The 23,726-nt window shown below is 61.7% G+C and carries 17 protein-coding genes; 8 read left to right on the top strand and 9 right to left on the bottom strand.

What is annotated here, in order from left to right:
• Positions 1–24: 24 nt before the first annotated feature.
• The 7 genes from tssG to EDF70_RS14675 are packed head-to-tail and all read left to right on the top strand — an operon-like array spanning position 25 to position 10,974.
• Positions 25–1,071 carry a type VI secretion system baseplate subunit TssG gene (tssG, locus tag EDF70_RS14645; protein WP_132274693.1) on the top strand — a complete coding sequence of 349 codons (1,047 nt, stop codon included), beginning with the start codon at positions 25–27 and terminating at the stop codon, positions 1,069–1,071.
• A complete protein-coding gene (locus EDF70_RS14650) occupies positions 1,061–2,278 on the top strand; it encodes an FHA domain-containing protein (protein ID WP_132274696.1) in 1,218 nt (405 codons plus the stop codon). Before tssG ends, EDF70_RS14650 begins: the two co-directional genes overlap by 11 nt.
• Positions 2,268–3,608, top strand: coding sequence for a type VI secretion system baseplate subunit TssK (gene tssK / locus EDF70_RS14655; RefSeq protein WP_132274699.1), 1,341 nt, complete (start codon positions 2,268–2,270; stop codon positions 3,606–3,608). Before EDF70_RS14650 ends, tssK begins: the two co-directional genes overlap by 11 nt.
• Positions 3,605–5,134, top strand: a complete 1,530-nt coding sequence (gene tssL, locus EDF70_RS14660) for a type VI secretion system protein TssL, long form (RefSeq protein WP_132274701.1) — start codon at positions 3,605–3,607, stop codon at positions 5,132–5,134. The genes tssK and tssL overlap by 4 nt, the downstream gene beginning before the upstream one ends.
• On the top strand, positions 5,131–8,619 hold the full coding sequence (gene tssM / locus EDF70_RS14665; RefSeq protein ID WP_132274704.1) for a type VI secretion system membrane subunit TssM: 3,489 nt from the start codon (positions 5,131–5,133) through the stop codon (positions 8,617–8,619). The genes tssL and tssM overlap by 4 nt, the downstream gene beginning before the upstream one ends.
• Positions 8,620–8,630: 11 nt before the next feature.
• Positions 8,631–10,088 (top strand): type VI secretion system-associated protein TagF, encoded by a 1,458-nt coding sequence (tagF, locus tag EDF70_RS14670; protein ID WP_132274707.1) that lies wholly within the window; start codon positions 8,631–8,633, stop codon positions 10,086–10,088.
• The gene (locus EDF70_RS14675; RefSeq protein ID WP_132274710.1) at positions 10,078–10,974 is read left to right on the top strand and encodes a serine/threonine-protein kinase; all 897 of its coding nucleotides are present in this window, start codon (positions 10,078–10,080) and stop codon (positions 10,972–10,974) included. The genes tagF and EDF70_RS14675 overlap by 11 nt, the downstream gene beginning before the upstream one ends.
• A gap of 23 nt (positions 10,975–10,997) precedes the next feature.
• Here the strand turns inward: EDF70_RS14675 and EDF70_RS14680 are convergent, their stop codons facing one another.
• The 6 genes from EDF70_RS14680 to EDF70_RS14705 all read right to left on the bottom strand — a co-directional run bounded on the left by EDF70_RS14680 (position 10,998) and on the right by EDF70_RS14705 (position 19,102).
• On the bottom strand, positions 10,998–12,134 hold the full coding sequence (locus EDF70_RS14680; protein ID WP_132274713.1) for a polysaccharide biosynthesis/export family protein: 1,137 nt from the start codon (positions 12,132–12,134) through the stop codon (positions 10,998–11,000).
• Between the two features lie 204 nt (positions 12,135–12,338).
• The gene (locus EDF70_RS14685; protein ID WP_132274716.1) at positions 12,339–13,394 is read right to left on the bottom strand and encodes an Ldh family oxidoreductase; all 1,056 of its coding nucleotides are present in this window, start codon (positions 13,392–13,394) and stop codon (positions 12,339–12,341) included.
• Between the two features lie 226 nt (positions 13,395–13,620).
• Positions 13,621–15,141 carry an ABC transporter substrate-binding protein gene (locus EDF70_RS14690; RefSeq protein ID WP_132274719.1) on the bottom strand — a complete coding sequence of 507 codons (1,521 nt, stop codon included), beginning with the start codon at positions 15,139–15,141 and terminating at the stop codon, positions 13,621–13,623.
• A 197-nt stretch (positions 15,142–15,338) separates the two neighbouring features.
• Positions 15,339–16,244, bottom strand: a complete 906-nt coding sequence (locus EDF70_RS14695; protein ID WP_132274722.1) for a 5-dehydro-4-deoxyglucarate dehydratase — start codon at positions 16,242–16,244, stop codon at positions 15,339–15,341.
• A gap of 24 nt (positions 16,245–16,268) precedes the next feature.
• Positions 16,269–17,786 carry an aldehyde dehydrogenase (NADP(+)) gene (locus tag EDF70_RS14700; protein ID WP_132274725.1) on the bottom strand — a complete coding sequence of 506 codons (1,518 nt, stop codon included), beginning with the start codon at positions 17,784–17,786 and terminating at the stop codon, positions 16,269–16,271.
• 125 nt (positions 17,787–17,911) lie between these two features.
• Positions 17,912–19,102: a mandelate racemase/muconate lactonizing enzyme family protein gene (locus EDF70_RS14705; protein WP_132274728.1), complete on the bottom strand. Its 1,191-nt coding sequence runs from the start codon at positions 19,100–19,102 to the stop codon at positions 17,912–17,914.
• Between the two features lie 178 nt (positions 19,103–19,280).
• On the opposite strand from EDF70_RS14705, the gene EDF70_RS14710 reads away from it, so the two are divergent.
• Entirely contained in the window at positions 19,281–20,000 is a 720-nt protein-coding gene (locus tag EDF70_RS14710; RefSeq protein ID WP_132274730.1) for a GntR family transcriptional regulator, read from the top strand.
• A gap of 210 nt (positions 20,001–20,210) precedes the next feature.
• On the opposite strand, the gene EDF70_RS14715 is transcribed toward EDF70_RS14710, so the two are convergent.
• Genes EDF70_RS14715 through EDF70_RS14725 form a run of 3 tightly spaced genes read right to left on the bottom strand, consistent with a single transcriptional unit; the run spans position 20,211 to position 23,720 of the window.
• Positions 20,211–21,158, bottom strand: a complete 948-nt coding sequence (locus EDF70_RS14715; RefSeq protein ID WP_132274733.1) for a 2-hydroxyacid dehydrogenase — start codon at positions 21,156–21,158, stop codon at positions 20,211–20,213.
• Positions 21,155–22,804, bottom strand: a complete 1,650-nt coding sequence (locus EDF70_RS14720; protein ID WP_132274735.1) for an ABC transporter ATP-binding protein — start codon at positions 22,802–22,804, stop codon at positions 21,155–21,157. The genes EDF70_RS14715 and EDF70_RS14720 overlap by 4 nt, the downstream gene beginning before the upstream one ends.
• Entirely contained in the window at positions 22,797–23,720 is a 924-nt protein-coding gene (locus EDF70_RS14725; RefSeq protein ID WP_132274738.1) for an ABC transporter permease, read from the bottom strand. Before EDF70_RS14725 ends, EDF70_RS14720 begins: the two co-directional genes overlap by 8 nt.
• Positions 23,721–23,726: the final 6 nt, after the last annotated feature.

Raw genomic sequence — 23,726 nt, forward strand, 5'->3', positions numbered from 1 at the left:
ACAAGAAAGGACCGCGATCGCCCCATGGATCTCTCGACGCTTCGCCAGCCAGATGTCAAACGCGACACGCTCGTCGACCTGCTTGAACGCGACCCCGGCCGCTTCGAGCCGGTGACGGCGTTCCGCGTCGCGCAGACGGCTGCCGGCACGGGTGATGCCATCGGCGAGCTGGAGGTCGCATCGCATATGGGTGTTTCGCCGGCACCACTCGCCGTCAGCGGTTTCCGCCAGAAGGGAGCGCGCGCTTCGATCCGCAGCGCGCTGGCGGGGCTGACCGGCCCGCTCGGCTCGATGCCGGCCAACTATAATGAACTGATCATGCGCGAGGAGCGGAACAAGTCGAAGGGGCTGGCGGCCTTTTTCGACTTGTTCAGCGCGCGCGTTTCAGAGCTTTTTGCCGATGCCTCCGAAAAATACCGCATTGCGCGGCGCCTGCGCTGGGGTCAGCGCCGTGAGGATAACGGCTTTATCACCACGCTGTTTGCGCTGACCGGTTTCGGCACCCGCAAGCTGAAGGAAAACAGCGGCATCGATGAAGATGTCATTCTGCGTTTCTCCGGCTTTTTCGCATCACGCAACCGCAATGCCGCCAGCCTGCGCGCCATGCTGACCGAATTCAGCGGCCTGCCGGTGGAGATCGAGCTGTTTCGCCCCCGCTGGCTGACCATTCCCATGCAGGAGCGCAGCAAGATGGGAGCACCGCAGGGCGTGCAACTTGGCATAAACGCCACCGCCGGCACCGCCATTCACGATTTCAGTGGCGGCTTTCGCGTGATCGTCGGGCCACTCGCCTATCGCGATTACCTGTCGCTGACACCGGGCGGCCGCAACATCACCGAATTGCTTGCGCTGACACGGCTTTATGTCGGCTCGGCACTCGATTTCGACATTCAGGTCATTCTGAAAAAAGAAGACGTTCCGTTTTGCCAGCTTGGACAGGAAAGCGCTGATCAACCGAGGCTGGGCTGGAACAGCTGGGCACGGGTGGCACCAGCCGCGAAGGACAGCGACGATGCCGTCATCGTCGAACCCCGCCCCGCAGTGGCTTTAGGAGGCGAACATGCGGCTTGAACTCAAGGCAATCGCGGGCGCCAGCACCTTGCCGGCCAGCCGGACAAAATGGTTTTTCGAACAGGGCAAACGCACGCTTGGCCGCTCGCCCGATTGCGACTGGCAGGTTCCCGAAGACCAGCGCTCGGTTTCCAAGCTGCATTGCACGATCGAGCGCGATACGCGCGGTTTTATGCTGCGCGACCAGAGCGCCAACGGCTCGCGCGTCGATGGCATCGTCGTACACGAGGGTGAGACAGCAAGGCTTTCCGACCAGTCGCGGCTGGATGTCGGCAGCATGTCATTTTCCGTGGTCATCACCGGCGAGGCGCATCAGGATGTCGAGGACCCCGATGGCAGCTACGCCATGAGCGATGAGCCGCTGACCATTTCCTCCATCCTTGCCGATATCGCACCCGGCGGCCGCACCGCTACCGGCCTTCTCGGCAACAGGATGTCCGAAGACTGGCTGGAACCGATCGTCAAGAAGGATGGCCCCTCGCCGTCGCGCAATGTCGACATCGGCTGGAACGGCCCGCCGGAAATCCGCGCCGGGGGCAACCTCTTGCCGGACGACTGGAATATTGAGGACAAAAAAGCGGATCATTCCGACTACAGCAACTATCTCGAACATGGATCGGCGACGCATGTGACCATACCGGTTGCAAAGGCGCGCGTGGCAGAGGCACTGCCGACCGTCAACGACAATGCCCCGAAGCCGGATATCGAACCGGTCAAGGCGCCATTGCAGGCGGCAGCACCCGCTCGTTCCGCCGAGATGGAAACAAAACTCAACCCGCTCCTGCAGCGGATCGAAGACGCGCTGGAAGCGAGCTTTGCCGCCTTCGGGCTGGAGCTTCCAGCGCCGGAACATGAAGACGACTTTTTCAGCCGCGACCGGCAGGACACGCTGGTGACCCGGATCGAGGAACTGGCGACACGACAGGCCAAGCTGCAGGCCGCGCTGGAAAACCTCGTGCACCACGCCGGCCAGGAAATGGACCCGCGCATCATCGAATCCCGCATCGACGTGGCAGGATCGATGACATCCTTCGGTTTCCTGCGCGGCCGCGACTACTGGCAAGCTTACAAAAATCAATTCGAAAAGAACGACAGGACGCTGTCGGTTCAGGACGTTTTCCGCGACGCCATGATGCGAACGGAAGACGGGGACCGCATTGCGAACCTGGCGAAAGCAGAGAGAGAAGACCTCAACGATGAGAAATGAAAACCGGGTGGCCTGGAGCGAGGGCATGTTCCTTCGCGTTCAGCATTTCCAGCAGGCGGACCGATGGACGGAACGGCTGGTGCGCACCACGACGCGCGGCCTGACACCTTATCCATGGGGCGTTGCGGAAATCGGCATCGACCGCAGCGCGCTCGCCATCGGCCAGTTCGCGCTGTCCAACCTGCGCGGTATCCTGCCGGATGGCACGCCGTTCGAAGCGCCGCTCGATACCGATCTGCCGCCGGCCGTCGATCTCGATGAAAACGTCAAGAACGCCATCATCTACCTCGCTCTGCCGGCCCGCCAGCCGGGCAAGCCGGATGTGGCGCTGAATGGCGGCGCGCGCTTCAACAGCGTGCGCATGACCGCTTCCAACTACGAAGCCCCGGACGCCAATGTCGAAACCGATTTCATGGCGCCGATCGATGTCGGCCGGCTGAGCCTGCGTTACCTGAAGACCGGTGACGACCTTGCCGGTTACGAACTGATCGGCCTTGCCCGCGTCATCGAAGTTCGTTCCGACCGCGCCGTCATTCTCGATCCCGATTTCATCGCACCAAGCCTCAACTGCGCCGCCGAGCCAAGGCTTTCCGAACTGATGACGGAACTGCTCGGCATCGTGCGCCACCGCGCCGAGGCGATCGCCGAGCGCATCGGCGACCCGACCATTCGCGGCACGGCCGAGGTCGGCGACTATTTTCTCTTGCAGATCCTCAACCGCGCCGACCCGATGCTGAAGCATATTTCCGCAAACGCGACGCGCATCCATCCGATCGATTTCTACGAGACCTGCATCCAGCTGGCCGGCGAACTCGCCACCTTCACCACTGAGCGCAAGCGGGCGACGGATTTTCCGCCCTATCGCCATGACGACCTGAAGGCGACCTTTGCCGCCGTCTATGACGATCTGCGCGCCTCCCTGTCTTCGGTTCTCGAACAGGCTGCCGTTTCGATCGAGCTTGCGGAGCGCCGCCATGGCGTGCGCGTCGGCACGATCAACGACCGTTCGCTGCTCAAGGATGCCGGTTTCGTACTGGCCGTGCGCGCCGAAATGTCGGCGGAAGATGTTCGTCGCAAGCTGCCGGCACAGATCAAGGTCGGCCCGGTCGAGCGTATCGCCGAACTGGTCAACGTCGCGCTGCCGGGCATTCCGGTCAGACCGCTACCGGTTCTGCCGCGCCAGCTGCCGTACCGTTCCGGCACGATCTATTTCGAACTCGACACCAAAAATCCGCTCTGGAAGCAGCTTGAAACCTCGGGCGCCATCGCCCTGCATCTCGCAGGTGATTTCCCTGGTCTCGAAATGGAAATGTGGGCCCTGAGAGAATGACCAACGAACCCGCATCGAAATGGCAGAACCTGCCGACCGTCGTCGAACTGACCGAGGACGGCATCAAGAAAAAGCAATCGGCCGCCCGCATGGCCGAGATGCTGGACGACGTGCTCGACACGCCCGGCATTGACGACCTTGCGCCGAAACCGTTGCCGAAAGGCGGCTGGTCGGTGGAAACGCTGGTGCGCGACTTCCGCTTCGGCGGCGAGGAAGTGCCGACACTGGTGCGTTCCGCAGCCCCGTTGCTGAACCTCGCGCATACGCTTCGTTACACCGACGAGCAGCCGGATATCGAGCAGCTGCGCCGCGTGGCGGTGGAAGCCGTCGGCCGTTACGAGCGTGATCTCGCAGGCTCCCGTATCAGCCCGGAGCGCGCGCGTGCAGCCCATTACATCATCTGCGCCACCGTTGATGACGTGGTGCTGAGCAAGCCCTGGGGCGTACGCGCCGGCTGGGCGCGTTCGGGTCTGGTCTCGACCTTCCACATGGACGTCACCGGCGGCGACCGCGTTTTCGATCTGCTCGACCATTTCCATCAGAGCCCGGGTGCCAACAAGGACCTGCTGCTGCTGATCTACCTGTCGCTGTCGCTCGCCTTCGAGGGCCGCACGCGCGTCTCGCCACGCGGCAATCTCGAGCTCGGCCGTATCCGCGACAGTCTCTACAAGACGCTGCTCGGCCAATATGGCGTATTCGAACGCGAGCTTTCACCGCACTGGAAAGGTGTGGCCGCCAAGCACAAGCCGCTGCGCACAGCCGTGGCTTTGTGGACTCTGATGTCGCTGCTCGCGCTGGTTTTTGCGGTCGGTTACCTGTTCTTCACGCTGTCGCTCAACGGCGCATCGGACGGCACCTTCCAGCGGCTTGCACAATTGCCGCCGGGTGAAGCGCCAAGCCTTCTCGTCAATCCGCCACCGAAAGAGGCGCCGCCAGAAATCATCGCCAAGGCGCAGGAGCCTCCCGTCAAGCCGCAACTGATGCCGCGGCAGCCGACCAAGCTTGAGAACTTCATGAAGTTCCTCCAGCCGGAGGTCGAAAAGAAGCTGGTGTCGCTGTCGGAAAGCAACAACCGGGTTCTGGTGCGCATCAACAATGCCGGCCTGTTCGACGTCGGCAGCGCCGAGGTCAGCGAAGAATTCAAGCTGCTGATCGCCCGTATCGGTGGCGCACTGGCGCAGGAACAGTTCCGCGCCGTCGTTGTCGGTTACACCGACAATACGCCGATCAAGACGCTGCAGTTCCCCTCGAACTGGCATCTGTCGGAAGCACGCGCCAAGGCGGTTGGCGAGATCCTGATCTCCTTCACCGGGCCTGATGCCATTCTCACCGAAGGTCGCGCAGAAGCCGATCCGATCGCCGACAACGCGACACCGCAGGGGCGTGAAAAGAACCGGCGGACGGAAATTCTCGTGCTGGCCGATCCGGACGAAGCGTTGAGCGGCGCCGGGGTCAAATCTCCGCCTCTTGAAATGGATATTCGCAATATGCCGGCCAATCCGGCAGCAGGGGGCCTTTCGCCATGAACCCCATCGGCATGTTTTACACGCTCCGCTCCTATGTCGAGGCCTATGCGGGCCTGATCGGGAGGCGGTTCATCTCGGTCGTCTGGGTGGCGGCCATCTGCGTCGTCATCTGGTTCTACGGCTATCTTGCCGCCTATGGCGATTTCAAGCCACTGGCGAGCCCCACCAATCGTATCATCCTGATCGGCGTGATCATCGCCGCATGGCTTGGTTACCTGATCTATACGGTGGTTCGCGACCGCCGCCGCGACAAGCAGCTGGTTGAAGGCATCGAGCGCGATGCCGAGTCCGAAGCCGCTGCCAGCCAGCAGGCGGAAGTGACCGACATCCACAATCGCCTGAAGGAAGCGCTGCAGCTTCTGCGCCGCGTCAGCAAGAAGCGGTTCGGTTATATCTACGAGCTTCCCTGGTATGTGATTTTCGGCGCCCCCGGTTCCGGCAAGACGACGGCGCTCACCAATTCCGGCCTGAAATTTCCGCTCGGCGATGCCCTGGGTAGCAATTCCGTGCAGGGTATCGGCGGCACGCGTAACTGCAACTGGTGGTTCACCGATGAGGCGATCCTCATCGATACCGCCGGTCGTTACACCACGCAGGACGATCTCAACGGTTCGGCCAAGGCCGGCTGGGAAGGTTTTCTCGGTCTGCTGCGAAAGTATCGCCGCTCACAGCCGATCAACGGCGCGCTTGTCACGCTTTCGATCGGCGACCTTCTGACCCGAGATCCGGAAGCACAGCGCGAGGAAATCCGCGTCATCCGCCAGCGCCTGTCAGAACTGGACGAAAAGCTGCAGGCCCGCGTGCCGGTCTATCTGGTGCTGACCAAGGCCGATCTTCTGACCGGTTTCGTCGAGTTCTTCGATGGCTTCAACAAGTCCGACCGTGAGCAGGTCTGGGGCACGACATTCGGCCTCGATGAAAGCTACAAGACCATCGACCTTCCCGACCGGTTTACGGAAGAGTTCACGCTTTTGCAGGAACGCGTCGGCTCGATGCTGATCGAGCGTCTTCAGCAGGAGCCGAATGCCGAACTGCGCGGCCGCATCTTCCGCTTCCCCGCCGAACTGGCAGCGCTCAAGGAACGTCTGCACGACGTCATGACCGAGCTTTGCACCGGCTCGAGGCTTGTGGAGCCGCCGCTGCTGCGCGGCATCTATTTCGCCTCCGGCACGCAGGTAAACGAGACGGCGGTTTCGACATCCAGCCGCGCCCGCCGCAGCTATTTCCTGTCGCGGCTGTTCAAGGATGTCATCTTCGACGAGGCCTCGCTGGTTTCGCGGGATCGACGCCTGTCGGGCAGGCAGCTATTGCTGCGCCGTGCCGCCTATGGCGTCGCGTTTCTGGTTCTGGCCGTCGTGCTGACCAGTTGGACGGCCACCTACTTCCAGAACAAATCCGCTCTCGCCGCAGCCGAACAGCATATCGATGCCTATGAGAAACTGTCTCAAGGCATCAACGTGCGCGATGTCAGCGACGCCGACTTTTTGCGTGTCATGCCGGCACTCGACAATCTGGCCGCCGTCACCAACGATTTTTCCAAGGGTCGTGTCTGGCCGATCAGCTTTGGCCTCGATCAGGAAAACAAGGTTGCCGGCCGTCAGCGCGATGCCTATCAGCGCGCGCTGAATGCACTGCTTCTGCCGCGCATTCTCGTGCAGCTGCAAAAGGACATGGCCGACACATCCGACGTGGCGCGCACTTTCAATGCTTTGAAGCTGTACGGCATGCTGGGGGGGCTCGGTTCGATGGATCGGGAATTCGTCGAGCTTGAGACGCAGGACATGTTCAACGCGCTCTATCCCGGCGATGGCCGCGCCAACGCGCGCCTGTCGCTGACGGCGCATGCCGCAGCAATGGCAAAGGGCGTGCTTCCACCGATCGAACTCGATCCCTACCTGATCGCCAAGGCACGCGAAACCATCCGCTCGCAGAGCATTGCCAACCGTGCCTATGATATCCTTGCCGACTATCGCGCATCGCGCGCGCTGCCGGCATGGAATCCCGGCACGGCGCTTGGCCCGCTCGGCGACAAGGCATTCGAGCGCAGCTCCGGCGCGCCGCTTCGCGAAGGCATTCCCGGCCTGTTTTCCAGCAATGGTTACCGCAGCGTCGTGCTGCCGAAGGTTTCGGATGCCGCCCGCACGGCGATCGAAGAGACCTGGGTGCGTAACGAGGAAAACCCGGCCGGCAGCACGATCGATGCGATCACGCAGGCGACCATGCAGCTTTATTTCGACAATTTCGAAAAACGCTGGGCCACTGTTCTGACAGACATGCGGGTAAAACCCTCGCAGACCATCAATGATGCAGCCGAGACAACGAAGACGCTGGCTGCAAAACCGGTAACGCCGGTGGAAATGATCACCCGCTCGATTGTTGAAAACACCGATCTGCGCAATGCGGGCACCGAAATTGCGTCTGCTGCCGGTGACACCTCGGTTTCCTCCACGGCGCTGGCAGGTGTGGCCAATGCACCGGACCTCTATTCAGGTCTCCGTGAGGCGCTTGCCGCTCCAACGGATTCGGCGGTGACTGCGGTCACCGGCCAGTCCGCCGATGCGCCCAAGTCGCAGATCGGGCAGCTTCAGCCGGCCTTGCACAAGGTTGCAGAACAGCTGTTTCGCGCCACCACCTCGTCGGCGGAAATCGCCAAGGTGTTCGACGTGGACAGCCAGTTGACCGATGCCAACCAGGAACTGTTGCAGCAGGCGCGCCGCCTGCCCAATCCGGTCGATAGCTGGATGGCCGGCGTCGCTGCAGATGTCGGTTCGCTCGCGGTGAAATCGGCGCGTGGCCGTATCAACGATGCCTGGGCGGCTGAGGGGGCAAGCTATTGCTCCAGCGTCGTCACCGGCCGTTACCCGTTCGACCGGGAATCCTCGCGCGATGTGGCCATGAGCGATTTCGTGCGTCTGTTCGGTCCGAAGGGCCTGTTCAAAAGCTTCTTCGACGATCGGCTTTCCGCCTTCGTCGATACCAGCGCCTCGCCATGGGGCTGGAAAGGCACATTCGGTTCGGCCAGCATCCCGAGCGAGGCGATCGCCCAGTTCGAAAATGCCGACAAGATAAACCGCGCCTTCTTCCCAGCAGGCAGCGAAGGTCCGTCTATCGCCATCAACGTCAAGCCGGTGTCGCTGTCGGATGATGCCAACGCCGTCATGCTGGAAATCGAGGCGGAACGCCTCGTTTATTTCCATGGTCCGGTCCAGGCAAAATCGATTGCCTGGCCTTCGACGGATGCCAGCAATGTGTCACGCATCGCATTCCAGCCCGGCGGCTGGCAGCAGGCCATTACCGAAAATGGTGACTGGTCGCCGTTCCGCCTGTTCGATGGCGCCGACATCACCACCGAAGGCAACGACCTGTTCCGCGCCCGCTTCACCCAGGCCGGCAAAACGGCCGAGTTCGAGGTGCAGTTCGGCTCCGTGCTCAACCCGTTCCGGCTGGAAGCGCTCAATGCGTTCGCCTGCCCGACACAGTTTTGAGGACGCCGCTCATGCCCCCTCGCTCCGCTCTCGATCCGGTCTCCATGGAGGCCGACCGGATCGGCTTTTTCGGCAAGCTTCCAAGCCATGGTGATTTTGTCTCGACCGGCCTCAGCCGGACGGTACAGGACGCGCTCGATGCGTGGCTGCAATCCGGCATTGCAAAGGCCCATCATCATGCCGGCGAAAACTGGGAACAGATTTTTGCCAACATGCCGGCATGGCGTTTTGTTGCCGAACGCGGCATCTGGGGGCCGTTGACGGTGGCCGGCGTGATCGTGCCGAGCCGCGACCGTGTGGGCCGCAGCTTCCCTCTGGTGATCACCGCGCAACTGCACGAGTTTACCGGCGACACCAGAAAACTCTGCCTCGACGAAACCTGGTTCATCGCGCTGGAAGGCCTTGCCGAGACTGTGTCGCGCCGGGATTTCGATCTGGACACGTTTACCGCCAGCCTGAAACGGCTGCGGCACCTGCGGCCGTCCGACGAACATTTCGAACCGCGCGCAGGCAAAAGCCAGCGAGCTGATACATTGTGGTGGCGCTTCGACCCGATGGACCGCCAGAACAAGGGATTTCGCAGCGGCGGCGCACCGCAGCCGACGGATTTTCTGGAATTGCTGATGGCGGGCATGGAGGCTTCTGCACCGTCACCATCAGAACCCAAGCCGGCGCCTGAACCGGTGCCCGTGCCCGCGCCGGTGCAGCCACCACTTGCGGCAGCGAACCTCAATCAGTTCGAAGCCGAACCGGCCCCCTACCTCGCGCCTGCGCCGCTTGCAGAGGCCCGGAATTTTCGGCTACGGCATGACAAGGCCAGCCATGCCGGCACCCGCCTGAGCGTCAATGCCGACGCCTTTCTGGCGCAGCACACACCCTTCCTGTTTGCGGTTGCCGATGGTGTGGGCGATAGCGCCGATGCGGTCGAGGCGAGCCGTCAGACGATTGCCATGCTGGCGGATACGGCACCGCAGGACACGATCGAAAGTCTTGTTCAGGAGATGAAGGGAAAGCTTGGCCGCGCACATGGCCTGCTGCAATCGACACCCGGTTCCTGGGGGCGCAAGCCGCCTTTGGCGAGCCTCGTTTCGCTCGGCGTGGTGGAAGACCGGTTTGCGTTGGTCTGGGCAGGAGACGCGCGCGCCTATCTGCTGCGCGACGGCATGATGCGCTGCCTGACGAAAGACCATGTGTCGGTCGGCCTGCGCCGGTCGCTGTCACGGGCCATCGGCCTTGCGGGGCAGCTTTCACCCGAAGTGCTTTCGGACGAGTTGCAGGCGGGCGACCGTTTTCTGCTCTGCAGCCACCCGCTGTCCCGCGTGATACCGGAACGCAGCATCGCCGAAATATTGCTGTCCGGCGATATCGACGACATTGCCAATACGCTCATTCAGGAAGGCCTGATCGCCGATTGCCGCGAAAATCTCAGTGCCGTCGTGATCGACGTGAAGGATGGCAATGGCCGGTGAGCCGGGTTTCGCCGAGATAAAGAAGCGCTTTGCCGACCTCTGGCAAAGCCTTGTGCAGGATGGCAATGTCAGACGACCCGATGCTGAACGCCTGCTCCTGACCGACCGTGTACGCGCTGCGCTGGATCGCGGTGAGAGCCGGCTGCGCGATGCGCCTGTCGAGATCATCGCAAATTCGTTTGCCATCGAAGACAGGCTGCATGAAGCCGCGTTGACCGAGATTTTTCGCGTCCGTCATCGCGATCTCGGCACGCTTCACGCAATAAAGACGCTCCGTCCCGATCATGCCGACGATCCGGTGGCGCGGCGGATGATCCTGCAGGAGGCGGAAATCGGACTGCGTCTGCGCCATGGCAACATCATCGCGACACAGGCGCTGTTGCGGCTGGATGACGGCCGCCCGACCATCGTTCTCGAATGGTGCGACAGCAATCTTGGCGATCGGCTTGCCGAAACCCCCGCCTCGCCGGACGAGATCCGCACCATCATGACCCGCATGCTGGACGGTCTGTCGGCCATCCACGAACAGGGCATCGTGCATTGCGACCTTTCCCCCGCCAACATTCTGTTCGGCACCCAATCACTGGAAAGTCTGCGGATCGCCGATTTCGGGATTGCCTTGCAAGGCGCCGGCACGCACCGGCAACTAGACCTGCAGTTTGCAGGCCAGCCGGATTTTGCCGCGCCCGAGCAAAAGGCGGGCGGCATGATCGACCACCGCGCCGACCTGTTTTCCGCTGGCCGCATTCTGTCGTGGATGTTGCGCACCTGCGGTGATGCCGAAGCGATCGAGCTACACGCGCTTGCAGGCTACCTGTCGCAACCGCTGCCGCAGGATCGCCCGGAAACGGCAAAGGCCGCCTTGCTGATGCTTGGCGGCCTCTGAAAATCAATCGAAACTGACGTTGATCAGTTCGCGCCCGGCAGCGGTGCCGCGGCCGTTGCCACGCTCTTCTGGTAGATGGTGAAGAGTTTTGCGAAATCGACCATGCCGGCATTGGTGGCATAGAGCATGTCGCCATCAGCCATCTGGAAACGCTGCATCAGCGCCAGGTTGGAAATGTCCTTCATGTCGATGCGGTAAACGGCAGGCTTGTTCGAAACGCTGTAGGTGGTGGCCACCTTCTGGGCGACGGCGCCCGCCACCGGCTTGTAGACCGTTTCGTTGCGCAGCAGATAGACATTGCGGGCATTGGCACGGTCATCCAGCAGACCACCGGCGCGGCCAAAGGCCTGTGCCAGCGTCAGCTTGCCCGGTTCGAATTCGAACTCGCCGACGCTCTTGAAGGCCCCGAAGGCGGTGAAGGTCGGAGCGTCCTTGCCGACATAGATCTGGTCTTCCGGCAGAAGATAGACGTTCTGGGCAGTGTCGTTCATCAGGCGCTCGATCGGCGCTGTGGCACGCTGGCTGCCGCGGATGAGCGTGACCGAAGCGGCACCCGGCGCAGAGGCCGAGCCACCGGCAAGCGCGATGGCATCCAGCACACGTTCCTTGCGCGCCGTCAGCGGGAAACGGCCGGCTGTGCGGACATCGCCATTAACGGTGAAGCCGGTCGAGGGCTTGTCGACGACAGTGACGACGGCCTGCGGATTGACGGCAGACCCCTTCAAGCCGTTGACGATGCGCGACTGCAATGCTTCCGGCGAGGATTCCAGCACGCGCTGACGGCCGACGAAGGGCAACGTCACCGTACCGGCGGAATCGACCGTGAACTTGCCGAGATTGAGCGTCTTGCTCTGGGTGGAAGAGAACATGCCCTCCTCACCGGTATCAAGGATGGTCACCTCGATGACATCACCACGGCGCAGGCGCGTGTCGGCATAACCACCCGAGCGCATGCCGGCCAGACCGAGATCGGTCGGCGCGTAAGACATCGGCTGCGTGATCGGCGGCGCCATGGGTGCATCCGCCAGACGGGTCACAGGAACGCGCTCTTTCGTGTTCGGGTCGACGGTGTTGTAAAAAGCACCAGCGTCCGGGCCATCAGAAGGGCTGGCACATGCAGTCAAAAGGGCTAGAAGAACGAAGGGCGCAAGCTTCCGCATCACGTATCCTTGAATAAAAGAATCGGTTCAACGATAAGTATCAGCGAGACTTGACGCGGCAACACTTCAAGCGGGAAAAAACCAATTGTGACCGTTTCGCGGCTAGCGTTGTGACTTATCCGCAACGCGCGGCAGGATAAGCAGGGTAAAAGCCACAATAGTTTTACCCTGTTCCCGACGGACCATCCGTTTTCCGGAATGTTTTCAAGCAAGTACTGATGGAATGTCGATGCCTAGACGCGCGGCATCGCGACCCAGTTTTTCCCAGGCAACGTCACCCACCGGCACGCCTTTTTCCAGCGCGGCACGACGCTTGCGGGCAGCACTATCGCCCGGCATGCGCACCGGGCCATTGTTCCACGCTGCCGGCGGATTGCTGCGGCATGCCTCAGCCAGATGATCGGACTGCGTGGTGAAGGCATCGAGGCCCGCGAAAAAGGCGGGATCGATGACCTGAAGAAAGGCGCTTTGTGAAAACACACCGGCCGGCGCATTGGCGCGTCCCTTGCCGGACAGTCCCTGCCCCAGCAATTCGACGATCAGCGCAAGTCCAAACCCTTTGTGGCCCTTCAACTGTCCGCCAAGCGGCATCATCGTGCCGCCACGTTCCGTCACCTCGCGCGGATCATCGGTCGGTTCGCCTGAGGCGGTAAAGGCCCAGGCCTCGGGAAATTTCTGCCCGGCCTTGGCCAGTGTCTGCGTCATCGTGGTGGTGGTTATCGAGGCGGAAACGTCAATCAGGATCGGATCGGCGGATGTCGGGAAACCGGCCGCCATCGGGTTGGGCGTCAGAAGCGGTTTCGTGCCGCCATAGGGCGCGACACGACTGGCTGCCGGATGCGATACCGAGATCTGTACGATCAGCCCGCGTTCCGTCACCTGCCGCATGAAGGCCGAGAGCGCGCAGGTGTGATGACAGTTGCGGATCACGGCGGTGACGACGCCGTATTGACCGACACGCTCGCATGCCTGATCGAGCGCCTCCGACAGAAGCCACGCGCCCGGCAGCGATTTTCCGTCCCAGACGAAGGCGGCACCGCGATCGTTGACGACCTCATAACTGCCGGTTTTGGCGAGCGAGCCGTCTTCCAGCGCTTCGACATACCAGTGCAGAAGGCTGACACCATGCGTTTCATGGCCGATCATGTCGCCTTCGACAAGGATGGCGGCGGTGGCCTTTGCCTTATCCGTTTCCATCCCGGCGCGGGTCAGCATGTTTTGAGCAAAATCGGTCAGGGTTGCGCGTTCGATCAGCGGCATCGGTTTTTCCGTTCGTATTGATGGCTTTGACACAAGAAAGTCCCCCTCTGGCCTGCCGGCGTCCTTCGGACCCCACCACAAGGGGGGAGAAAATTCGCGGCAAACTTCTGCCTCGATTGGGCTTCGGCGGACCGGCTGGGTTAAGCCCCTCCCCCTTGTGGGGAGGGGTTGGGGCGGGGTCTTTTCCATATGCGACACCCCTCCCCTCGTGGGGAGGATATGCGGATTACTTGAAGCGGATCTGCGACAGCTGCAGTTCCGAGTTCGTGGCGATCGTCGGCTTGAAGTCGAGGCGCTTGGAAACGCGGGTAAAGCCGACCATGTGGAACATCGGGATATCGGCGATGATCTCGGTGTTGACCTTGGCGAACAGTTCCTTCCAGAGCTTTGCACGCTCATCGCCGGTGGCAGCCGTTGCCTTGGAGATCAGATCGTCGACGGCCGGATCGCGAACCATCGAATGCGAACCGCCGGAAGCGTATTTGACGAAGGCGGTGAAGACCGGGTCGCCGGTGGCATTGTCATGCTGCGACTGGGTGAGCGTCGGGCCGGAATCCTTGACGAACGGGGCGACGAAATAGCCGTTCCAGACGGACACGTCATACATGTCGAGCTTGACGTTGAGGCCGACCTCCTGAAGCATCGCCATGATGGCTTCCATCGTCTCGGTGGCATTCGGATATTGTCCGTTGCGGCCGATGATGCGGATTTCGCGATCGACCGGCACGCCGTCAGCTTTCGCCGCCTCGACCAGTTCCTTGGCCTTTTCCGGATCATAAGGCCAGGCGGGGATATCGGCGTTATAACCGATGGTGGTCGGCACCACGAGATGGGTGGCGATCTTGGCTTCTGCCGGGAACAGCGTCCCGAGCATGGCGGCACGGTCGATGGCAAGGTTCATCGCCTCGCGGATACGCCGGTCATTGGTCGGTGCCTCGCGTGTGTCGATACGCAGCGACGTCGTTTCCGAGTTCGGATAGGCGAAATCGGTTTCCTTGTTGGTGGCATCCTGCACGGCAACCGCCGGCACGATATCGGCCTCGCCCGCATCGACCATGGCGGCGGCAACGGCGCTGTCGGAGCGGAACAGATAGGTCGCCTGCTCCACCTGCGGCTGCTCGCCCCAATAATCTGGATTGCGCTTCAGCACGATATTCTGGCCGACCGTCCACTGGTCGAACGTGTAAGGCCCGGTGCCGACCGGCTTGCGGGTATATTCGTCCGCAGGGGTTGCTTCAGCGGATTCCATCGGGATGACGGTCATCAGCAGCGGCAGGATCGGCTGCGCCGGCTTGGTGGTGATGCGAATGGTGTTGGCATCCGGAGATTCAAACGAGAATTCGGTGCCGCCGAGATATTTGCCGCCGACTTCGCAAGTGATCTTCTTGTTCTTGTTGCGCTCCAGCGTGAACTGAACATCCTTGGCGGTGAACGGCTTGCCGTCATGCCATTTCACATTGGGCCGCAGCTTGAATTCCCAGGTATCGTCATCGACCTGTTTCCATTCGGTTGCCAGACGCGGTTTCAACGCGCTGTTGGCGTAATCGAACTCCACCAGCATCTCGTTGACGTTTTGCGAAATGACGCGGCCGACATCCTGACGGGCGGCCATGCAGGGCTCGACCACATCGACGGTCTCGGCCAGCACGACGGTGACATTCTTCTTGGCATCCTGTGCCATGGCCGGACTACAGGCCAGGGCGATGATTGCCGTGGACAGGCAGGCAGTTGCGATAGGCAGTTTCATGTCGGTCTCCTCCCATGCGCGTTAAGCGCGGTTTGCAGTGAATGCCATTTCCCTCTGTCAGCGGCCCGCCAGCGACTCCTCTTCGCCAGCGAACCCGATTGCCTCACATAAACACTAATGCATGAGTGACTGGTGAAAGGTGCCACTCAGGCAGTTTACTGGGCGGATAGATGAACCCGCCCGGCAACTCGAAAAACTCAGCTTGCGGAAGCAATCAGCTCGCGCATCATCTCGACCTCTTCCTCGGTCAGATCGACCAGCGGCGCACGCACCGGGCCGGCATCAAAACCGCGCAGACGCACGCCGGCCTTGATGGCGGAAACGGCATAACCGGCCTTGCGGTCACGAATGCGGGCAAATGGGTAATAGAAATCCCGCAGCAACTGCTCGCAGGTGGCATCGTCGCCGGCGGTGAAGGCGGCATGGAACTTCAGCGCGGTTTCCGGCACGAAATTGAAGACGGCAGACGAATAGGTGGGCATGCCGGCGCCACGATAGGCCTGTGCGAAAAGCTCATGCGTCGGCATGCCGCCGATGTAGGACAGGCGATCACCCAAAGCGACGGTGACGCGGCGCACGGTGTCGATATCGCCGGTGCCATCCTTGAAACCGATCAGGTTGGGACATTCGTCGGCCAATTGCGCCAGCTGTTCGGCGGAAACGCGCGCCTGGCCACGGTTATAAACGATGACGCCCATATTGGTGGATTTGCACACGGCGCGCACGCGAGCCGCAATGCCCTCTGCCGGCGCTTCGGTGAGATAATGCGGTAGAAGCAGAATGCCGTCGCCGCCGGCTTTTTCGATTTCCTTGGCCATATCGCAGGCGATGCGGGTGCCATAACCGCAGCCGGCGATGACAGGCGCATCACCGGAGACGGCGCGGGCGGTTTTCACCACATCCACGACTTCACCGGGGGTCAGCGAAAACAGTTCCCCGGTGCCGCCGGCCACGATCAGGCCGGCGACGGGGTAGGAGGAGAGCCATTCCAGATGCGCCGAGAACGGTTTTGCGGCAAACCTGTCTTCCGCGTCGAAAGGGGTGACGGGGAAGGACAACAGGCCGTTGCGGATAATTTCTCGCAGGTCGTTCGGTGCAATCATGAAGGGCTCCTCCTAAGCTTTATTTCAGTTGCGCAGATCTGCCGGCAGCAGGGCCTCCGGGAAGTTCTGGTAGGACACCGGACGCAGGAAACGGCGGATCGACATCGTACCGACGCTGGTGGCGCCAAAGTTGGTGGAGGCCGGATAAGGGCCGCCATGCACCATGGAATCCACCACTTCGACACCGGTCGGGAAACCGTTGACCAGCACGCGGCCAGCCTTGCGTTCCAGCACCGGCAGAAGTTCCTGCGCGAGACCGAGATCGCTGTCGTCCATATGCATGGTGGCCGTCAGCTGGCCGGCAAATTTTTCTGCCAGATCGACCATTTCGTCCGTGGAGCCGACGCGCACGACGAGGCCGAGCGGACCAAACACTTCCTCACCGAGCGAATGATCGGCAAGCCATGTCGCGCCCGTCGTTTCGAACAGATTCGGGCTTGCCTGACGGCCAGCGCTTTCGGAGTTCAGGACCGGCGACACGGCATTGCTGGAACGCATGCGCTCGACACCTTCGTGATAGGCGGAGGCTATGCCATCGGTGAGCATGGTCTGGGCTGCCACCTTTTCGAGACCGGCCTTGGCGGCGGCAACGAACTGGTCGGCTTCCGGGCCTGCAACGACAACGGCGATGCCGGGATTGGTGCAGAACTGGCCGGCACCCATGGTGAGCGAACCTGCCCAGCCGCTGCCGATGCTTTCTGCACGGGCAGCGGTTGCGGCCGGCAGAAGGAACATCGGGTTGACGCTACCGAGTTCGCCGAAGAACGGGATCGGTTCCGGGCGCTCGGCGCAAAGGTCAAACAGGGCGCGACCACCGGCAAGCGAGCCGGTGAACCCGACAGCCTTGATGGCCGGGTGCGTGACCAGCGCGGTGCCGACATCACGACGTCCGCCCTGAATGAGGCTGAACACGCCGGCCGGCATGCCGGTGCGCTCAACGGCGGCGGCAACGGCTTCGGCAATGATTTCGCCGGTGCCGGGATGGGCGGAATGGCCCTTGACGACGACCGGGCAACCGGCTGCGAGTGCGGCAGCCGTATCACCACCGGCTGTGGAGAAAGCGAGCGGGAAATTCGAGGCGCCGAACACGGCAACCGGGCCGATCGGACGCTGCACAAGACGGATTTCCGGACGGGCCGCCGGCTGGCGATCCGGCTGGGCGGCATCGAAACGGGCATCGAGATGGGCGCCCTTGCGGATATGGTCGGCGAACAGTTTCAGCTGGCCGGTGGTGCGGCCGCGCTCACCATTGAGGCGACCTTCCGGCAGACCGGTTTCCTGCGTGCCGATCAGCGTCACGGCTTCGCCGCGCTTGTCGATTTCTTCGGCAATGGTTTCGAGGAAGACGGCGCGTTCCTCACGCGATTTTGCCGAATAGGCGGCAAAAGCACTTTCTGCGGCGCGGCAGGCCTGATCGACGAGATCGACGGTGCCGACGGCAAAGTCGTGTGCCGGGCCGTGCGCCGGCTCCGATGTGAATGTCGAGGTGCCGGGCGTCCACTGGCCGGCGATCAAGTGTTTGCCCGAAGGGGTCCAGGTCATCAATGCTCTCCTTCCGGAGACTGCGCTCCGGTTTGCTGTGATATCTCTGCAGGAGAAGGCCTAACACGTGGACGTGTCCTCCTCCATGCCAGGAAACGCTGACAGCGTTCCCGTTTGTCTAAAAATCAGCCGCCAAAACTGCGGGTCTCGACCGTCCAGTCACGTGCCTGACCGGTGAGGCTGCAGCCGAGGCCGGGGCGACCCGGCACGATCATGCGGCCATCCTTGATTTCCAGCTCTTCATTGAAGAGCGGTGCCAGCCAGTCAAAGTGCTCGACCCATGGCTCGTGGGCGTAAGCCGCGGCCAGATGGACATGGATTTCCATGGCGAAATGCGGAGCAAGCCGCATACGCTTGGCTTCGGCCTGCGTGCAGATGCGCATGAACGGCGTGATGCCGCCGACACGCGGTGCATCCGGCTGGATGAAATCAACCGCATCGGCGCGGATCAACGCCATATGCTCTTCTGCGCTCGCCAGCATTTCGCCGGTGGCAATCGGTGTCGCCAGCTCACGCGCAAGTGCTGCGTGACCCTCGGCATCGTAAGCGTCGAGCGGTTCCTCGATCCATTCGAGATTAAGCGGCTCGACCAGACGACCGAAACGCAGCGCGGTGGTGCGATCCCATTGCTGGTTGGCATCGACCATCAGCGGCACGCGGCCATCGAGATGGGTGGTGATGGCATCGAGGCGGCGGATATCCACCATCGGATCAGGCTGGCCAACCTTGATCTTGATGCCGCCGATACCCGATGCCAGCGAATGATCGATGGCATCGCGGATTTCCTCGACGCTCGATGACAGAAAACCGCCCGACGTGTTGTAACAGGCAACGCTATCGCGATGCGCGCCAAGAAGTTTCGACAGCGGCAGACCGGCGCGCTTGGCCTTGAGATCCCACAGGCAGATATCAATGGCAGCGATCGCCTGCGTGGCAATGCCGGAGCGACCGACCGAAGCGCCGGCCCAGCAGAGCTTGTCCCAGATGCGCGCCGTGTCGTTCGGGTCCTCGCCGATCACATTGTCGGCGATCTCGCAGGCATGCGCATAAAGACCCGGGCCGCCGGCGCGCTTGGAATAGCTGAAACCGAGGCCGCTATGGCCGGCTTCCGTGGTGATCTCGCAGAACAGGAAAGCCACCTGTGTGAGCGGCTTCTGCCGGCCCGTCAGAACCTTTGCATCGCTGATAGGCCGCGCCAAGGGCAAATAGGCAAGCGAGAGTGTGACCGAGCGGATCGCATCCAGTTTGGACGGGCCGGCAGCAAAGCCAGCCTTGGGAGGCTGGGCAGGGATCAGACGTTTATCGGGATTGAACATGGCTTCCTCCTCCGCTGTTCGCCGGTTCGGACATCTGCCGCAAAGTTGCAACGACAGAAGACCGCCAGCACCCTTTTTTCAAACTAATATTTCAGTTAGACTCATATATCAATCGCAATTTTGCATTCTTGTGTATCAGCATCGCCGCCGGTAAGAATGCCGGAAAAGGATTTGCTCCATGAACTCGCAGCTTGCCGCGACCTTTGGCCTTCCAGCACCCGGTTTTCCCGTTGCCGTGGGCGGCACGGTGCAGCGCGTCTATGACGACCTGCGCAAGCGTATCATCACCATCCAGCTGCCGCCGGACACGACATTGTCACGCGGCGAACTGACCGAAACCTACGAAGTCAGCCAGACACCGATCCGTGAGGCGCTGCAACTCCTCAAGCAGGAGGGGCTGGTGCGCATCTATCCGCAATCGCGCACGGTCGTTACCCGCATCGACGTGCTGCAGATCTACGAAGCCCATTTTTTGCGCGTGGCGCTGGAAACCGAGGTCTGCCGCCGGCTTGCCGCCGATCCCGAGCTTGATCCCGCCATCATCACCCGCGCCCGCTCCATCATAAAAATGCAACGCGCTGTCGCCGACGATCCCGAACAGATCACCATCTTTCAGGAGCTGGACGAGCTTTTCCACCAGACCCTGTTTGCCGGCGTCAAGCGCAGCAACCTGCACCAGCTGGTGCGCGAACGTTCCGGCCATCTGGAGCGTATCCGCCGCCTGCATCTGCCGGAAACGGGCAAAATCGTCAGTATTCTGGATGGGCACCACGCGATCGTCGAGGCGATCGCCTCCCGCGATGAACGGGCGGCAGTCGATGCGATCCGCGAGCATCTGAGCCGTACGGTGGCCAAGGTGGAAGACATGCGGAAGGAATTTCCGCATTATTTTATCTGAGGTGAATTGGTCCTGCTTATGCCGCAGGCATTGGCATCTCATGTGAAGCAAGTCCCCCTCTGGCCTGCCGGCCATCTCCCCCACAAGGGGGGAGAAAATTTGTGGCCACCACTTGCCCCAATTCAGGCTTCGGCGGATCGGCCGGGTTAAGCCCTCCCCCTTGTGGGGAGGGTGGGGAGGGGTCTTTCTTTCCTACGCGATACCCCCCGATCAATTCACCGGCGTCAGCAGCGGCTTGCCTGCAAAAAACGCATCGAGATTGTCCACCGCAAGCTGCGCCATCCGTTCGCGTGTTTCTTCCGTACCGCTGGCATGGTGCGGATAAAGCACGACATTGTCGAGGCCAGCAAAACGTGGGTCGGGGTTCGGTTCGTTGAGATAGACATCAAGACCGGCAGAGGCGATGCGGCCCTCCTGTAGCGCCTTGATCAAGGCCGGCTCATCCACCACCGTACCACGCGCGATGTTGACGAAACTGCCGGAAGGTCCGAGCGCATCAAGAACCTCGGCCGAAATCAGACCCTCCGTCGAAGCACCGCCCGGCGTTGCCGCGATCAGAACATCCGCCCATTCGGCCAGTTTTACCGGATCGTCGAAATAGGCGTAGTCATTGCCGGTTTTTGGGCTGCGGGTGTGGTACCCAATTGTCAGCCCCACCGCCTCGCAACGTTTGGCGATGGCGAGACCGATCTGCCCCAGCCCGACAATGCCGGCCTTCTTGCCATATGTGGAGCTTGTGAGCGGCATCATGCCCTTTTTGCCCCACTCGCCCGAACGGACATAGGCATCCCCTTGCGGCAGACGCCGGCGGGCAGACAGCATCAAAAGCAGCGCCATGTCGGCGACATCGTCGAGCAGCACTTCCGATGTGTTGGTGAGCGTGATGCCGCGACGCGTCATCGCGTCGAGATCCATCTGGTCGTAACCGGCCGACGAGCAGGAGGCGAGCTTCAACGCCGGCAATTTCGCCAGAAAAGCTTCATCGACCGTGACATGGCCATTCACCACCATCGCCGTGCAGACAGGTCCGGCCTTTGCAAAAACCGCCTCACGCTCTTCTCCCTTGGCGAGGTCCAGACGGTGCAGCGTGTAACGCTCCGCCAGCATGTCCATCTGTTGGCTGCGGAGGGGGTAGGCGACAAGAACATCGGGTTTCATGCGGGAACTAATCCTTCATTGCGAATACGAGCACTGCGACGGGCGGCCTGAACCTCGGGGTCGGGATCGAGGCTCGCAGCCAGCAGCGCCTGTGTATAGGGATGGCGCGGCGCGTCGAAAATCTGCCGGACGGTGCCTTCCTCGACGATCTCGCCCGCCTTCATGACGATGACGCGATCGGCGAAGTCACGAACCACCGGCAGGTCGTGCGCGATGAAAAGATAGGACAGGCCGAACTCCCGGCGCAAGCCATCCAGCAGTGCAATCACCTGCGTCTGAATGGAAACATCGAGCGCCGAGACAGCTTCGTCGCAGACGATCAGTTTCGGTTCCATGGCAAGCGCGCGGGCAATGGCGATACGCTGGCGCTGGCCGCCGGAAAACTGATGCGGATAACGCTCCGCCATATCCGGTTTCAGCCCCACCTTGACCAGCAGGTCGGCCACCCGCTCCTTCCACTTTGCCTTGGGCAAAATGTCGGGGTGAATAACCCAGGCCTCGGAAATCAGCCGGAACACGCTCATGCGCGGATTGAGCGATTGCGTCGGGTCCTGAAACACCATCTGCAGATCACGGCGCAGCCCAAAGATCTCCCTGGGCGACATCGCCAGAAGATCGTTGCCGCGATAAAAAACCTGCCCCTCCTGCGGATCGTCAAGCCGTACGATGGCGCGTGCCAGCGTCGATTTTCCCGAGCCGCTTTCGCCGACCACGGCGACAGTTTCGCCGGGCATGATGGAAAAGTTGACGCCCTTCAGCGCGTGAAAAGCCCCATAAGTCTTTTTCAGCCCTACCGCCTTCAGAAGCGGTTCGCCCTGCCGTTCGCGCTCGGCCGGAATATCGCCCTTGCCGGGGGCGGCATCGATCAGCTTCTTCGTGTAGGGGTGCTGCGGATTGCGATAAACCTCGGCGGCATTGCCGGTCTCAACGATATGGCCGGAATTCATCACCACCACCCGGTCGGCGATTTCGGCAACGACGCCGAGATCGTGGGTGATGAGCAGAAGACCCATGCCTGTCTCGCGCTGCAGCTCTTCCAGCAGCGCCAGAACCTGTGCCTGCACGGTCACATCGAGTGCCGTCGTCGGTTCGTCGGCAATCAGAATGTCCGGCTTGCAGGCAATCGCCATGGCGATCATCAGGCGCTGCCGCTGGCCGCCGGAAAACTGAAACGGATATTTTTTCATCGCAGCTTCCGGCTCGGGAATGCCGACGCGTTTCAGAAGCTCCAGCGCCCGCGCGGCAGCATCGGCACCGGGTTTGCCATGCGCCGTCATCATCTCGGCAATCTGCCAGCCGACCGGATAGACCGGGTTGAGATGGGCGAGCGGATCCTGAAAGATCATGGCGATTTTTGCGCCATTGATCGCCCGCCTCTCCTCCGCTGTCATCTTCAGCATGTCGCGACCGTTGAAGAGAATGGTGCCGCTGGTGATCTTGCCGGGCGGCATGTCGATCAGGTTCATGATCGCCGAAGCCGACACGGATTTGCCGGATCCGCTTTCACCGAGAATGGCCAGTGTTTCGCCGCGATCCAGATACCAGCTGACATCCTGCACGGCCTTCACCGTGCCGGCCAGCGTGTGGAATTCGACCGAAAGGTCACGGACTTCCAACAGATGTTCAGTCGTGTGGTGTTCATGCATTTTTGCGACCTCCCATTTCAAGGCGCCAGCGTTGCGTCGGGTCGAGCGCGATGCGCAGCCAGTTGGACAGAAGATTGAGCGAGAGCGTGGTGAGAATGATCGCCAGACCCGGCCAGAAGGACAGCCACCAGGCATTGGCGAGATAAGGCCTGCCCTGCGCCACCATCAGACCCCAGGTGATTTCCGGCGCCTGAATGCCGATACCGAGGAAGGATAGCGAGGATTCCGCCAGCATGACGAAGGCGAAATCCAACGTGGCGATGGTGACCAAAGTCGGAAAGATCACCGGCAGGATATGACAGAAAACGATGCGCCAGTGTGACGCCCCCATCACCTTGGCGGCCTGCACGAACATGCGCTCGCGCACTTCCAGCACTTCCGCCCGCGCGGTGCGCAGATAGATCGGGATGCGGGTGATGGCCAGAACCAGCACGATATTGGCGACCGACGGTTCCAGCATGTAGAGCACGATCACCGCCAGAAGCAGCGACGGGAACGACATGATGACGTCGCCGAGACGCATGATCCACTGCGCGGCCGATGCCCGGCTGTAACCGGCGACAAGGCCAAGCGCCGTGCCGACCACCGAGGATGCCAGCACGGCTGCGGCCGCCACCAGCATGGTGTTTTGGGCGGCAACGACCACGCGGGCCAACAATGGCCGCCCGAGCGCGTCGGCACCGAGAACGTAAAGCCAGCCGCGGGTGATATCGAACGGTGGCGCGTTGCGACCGCGCAGGTTCTGTTTGGTCGCGATCGCATCCATCAGAAGCGGGCCGAACAGCGCACAGAGCAGGACGATCAGCAGGAACAGAGCGGCGAAAAAGGCGAACTTGTCGGCCCACAGCATGGCAAACCAGCGAGCAAACGGCCCGTTCGATTTTTTCGGCGCGGCGAGGATTTGGGTGTCTGTCATCGTCGT

This window comes from Neorhizobium sp. JUb45, from assembly GCF_004343585.1.
Lineage (GTDB): Bacteria > Pseudomonadota > Alphaproteobacteria > Rhizobiales > Rhizobiaceae > Neorhizobium.

Excerpts from the sequence above, each read along its gene's own strand:
- tssG (WP_132274693.1), top strand. The coding sequence starts at position 25 with ATGGATCTCTCGACGCTTCGCCAGCCAGATGTCAAACGCGACACGCTC.
- EDF70_RS14650 (WP_132274696.1), top strand. The coding sequence starts at position 1,061 with ATGCGGCTTGAACTCAAGGCAATCGCGGGCGCCAGCACCTTGCCGGCC.
- tssK (WP_132274699.1), top strand. The coding sequence starts at position 2,268 with ATGAGAAATGAAAACCGGGTGGCCTGGAGCGAGGGCATGTTCCTTCGC.
- tssL (WP_132274701.1), top strand. The coding sequence starts at position 3,605 with ATGACCAACGAACCCGCATCGAAATGGCAGAACCTGCCGACCGTCGTC.
- tssM (WP_132274704.1), top strand. The coding sequence starts at position 5,131 with ATGAACCCCATCGGCATGTTTTACACGCTCCGCTCCTATGTCGAGGCC.
- tagF (WP_132274707.1), top strand. The coding sequence starts at position 8,631 with ATGCCCCCTCGCTCCGCTCTCGATCCGGTCTCCATGGAGGCCGACCGG.
- EDF70_RS14675 (WP_132274710.1), top strand. The coding sequence starts at position 10,078 with ATGGCCGGTGAGCCGGGTTTCGCCGAGATAAAGAAGCGCTTTGCCGAC.
- EDF70_RS14680 (WP_132274713.1), bottom strand. The coding sequence starts at position 12,134 with ATGCGGAAGCTTGCGCCCTTCGTTCTTCTAGCCCTTTTGACTGCATGT.
- EDF70_RS14685 (WP_132274716.1), bottom strand. The coding sequence starts at position 13,394 with ATGCCGCTGATCGAACGCGCAACCCTGACCGATTTTGCTCAAAACATG.
- EDF70_RS14690 (WP_132274719.1), bottom strand. The coding sequence starts at position 15,141 with ATGAAACTGCCTATCGCAACTGCCTGCCTGTCCACGGCAATCATCGCC.
- EDF70_RS14695 (WP_132274722.1), bottom strand. The coding sequence starts at position 16,244 with ATGATTGCACCGAACGACCTGCGAGAAATTATCCGCAACGGCCTGTTG.
- EDF70_RS14700 (WP_132274725.1), bottom strand. The coding sequence starts at position 17,786 with ATGACCTGGACCCCTTCGGGCAAACACTTGATCGCCGGCCAGTGGACG.
- EDF70_RS14705 (WP_132274728.1), bottom strand. The coding sequence starts at position 19,102 with ATGTTCAATCCCGATAAACGTCTGATCCCTGCCCAGCCTCCCAAGGCT.
- EDF70_RS14710 (WP_132274730.1), top strand. The coding sequence starts at position 19,281 with ATGAACTCGCAGCTTGCCGCGACCTTTGGCCTTCCAGCACCCGGTTTT.
- EDF70_RS14715 (WP_132274733.1), bottom strand. The coding sequence starts at position 21,158 with ATGAAACCCGATGTTCTTGTCGCCTACCCCCTCCGCAGCCAACAGATG.
- EDF70_RS14720 (WP_132274735.1), bottom strand. The coding sequence starts at position 22,804 with ATGCATGAACACCACACGACTGAACATCTGTTGGAAGTCCGTGACCTT.
- EDF70_RS14725 (WP_132274738.1), bottom strand. The coding sequence starts at position 23,720 with ATGACAGACACCCAAATCCTCGCCGCGCCGAAAAAATCGAACGGGCCG.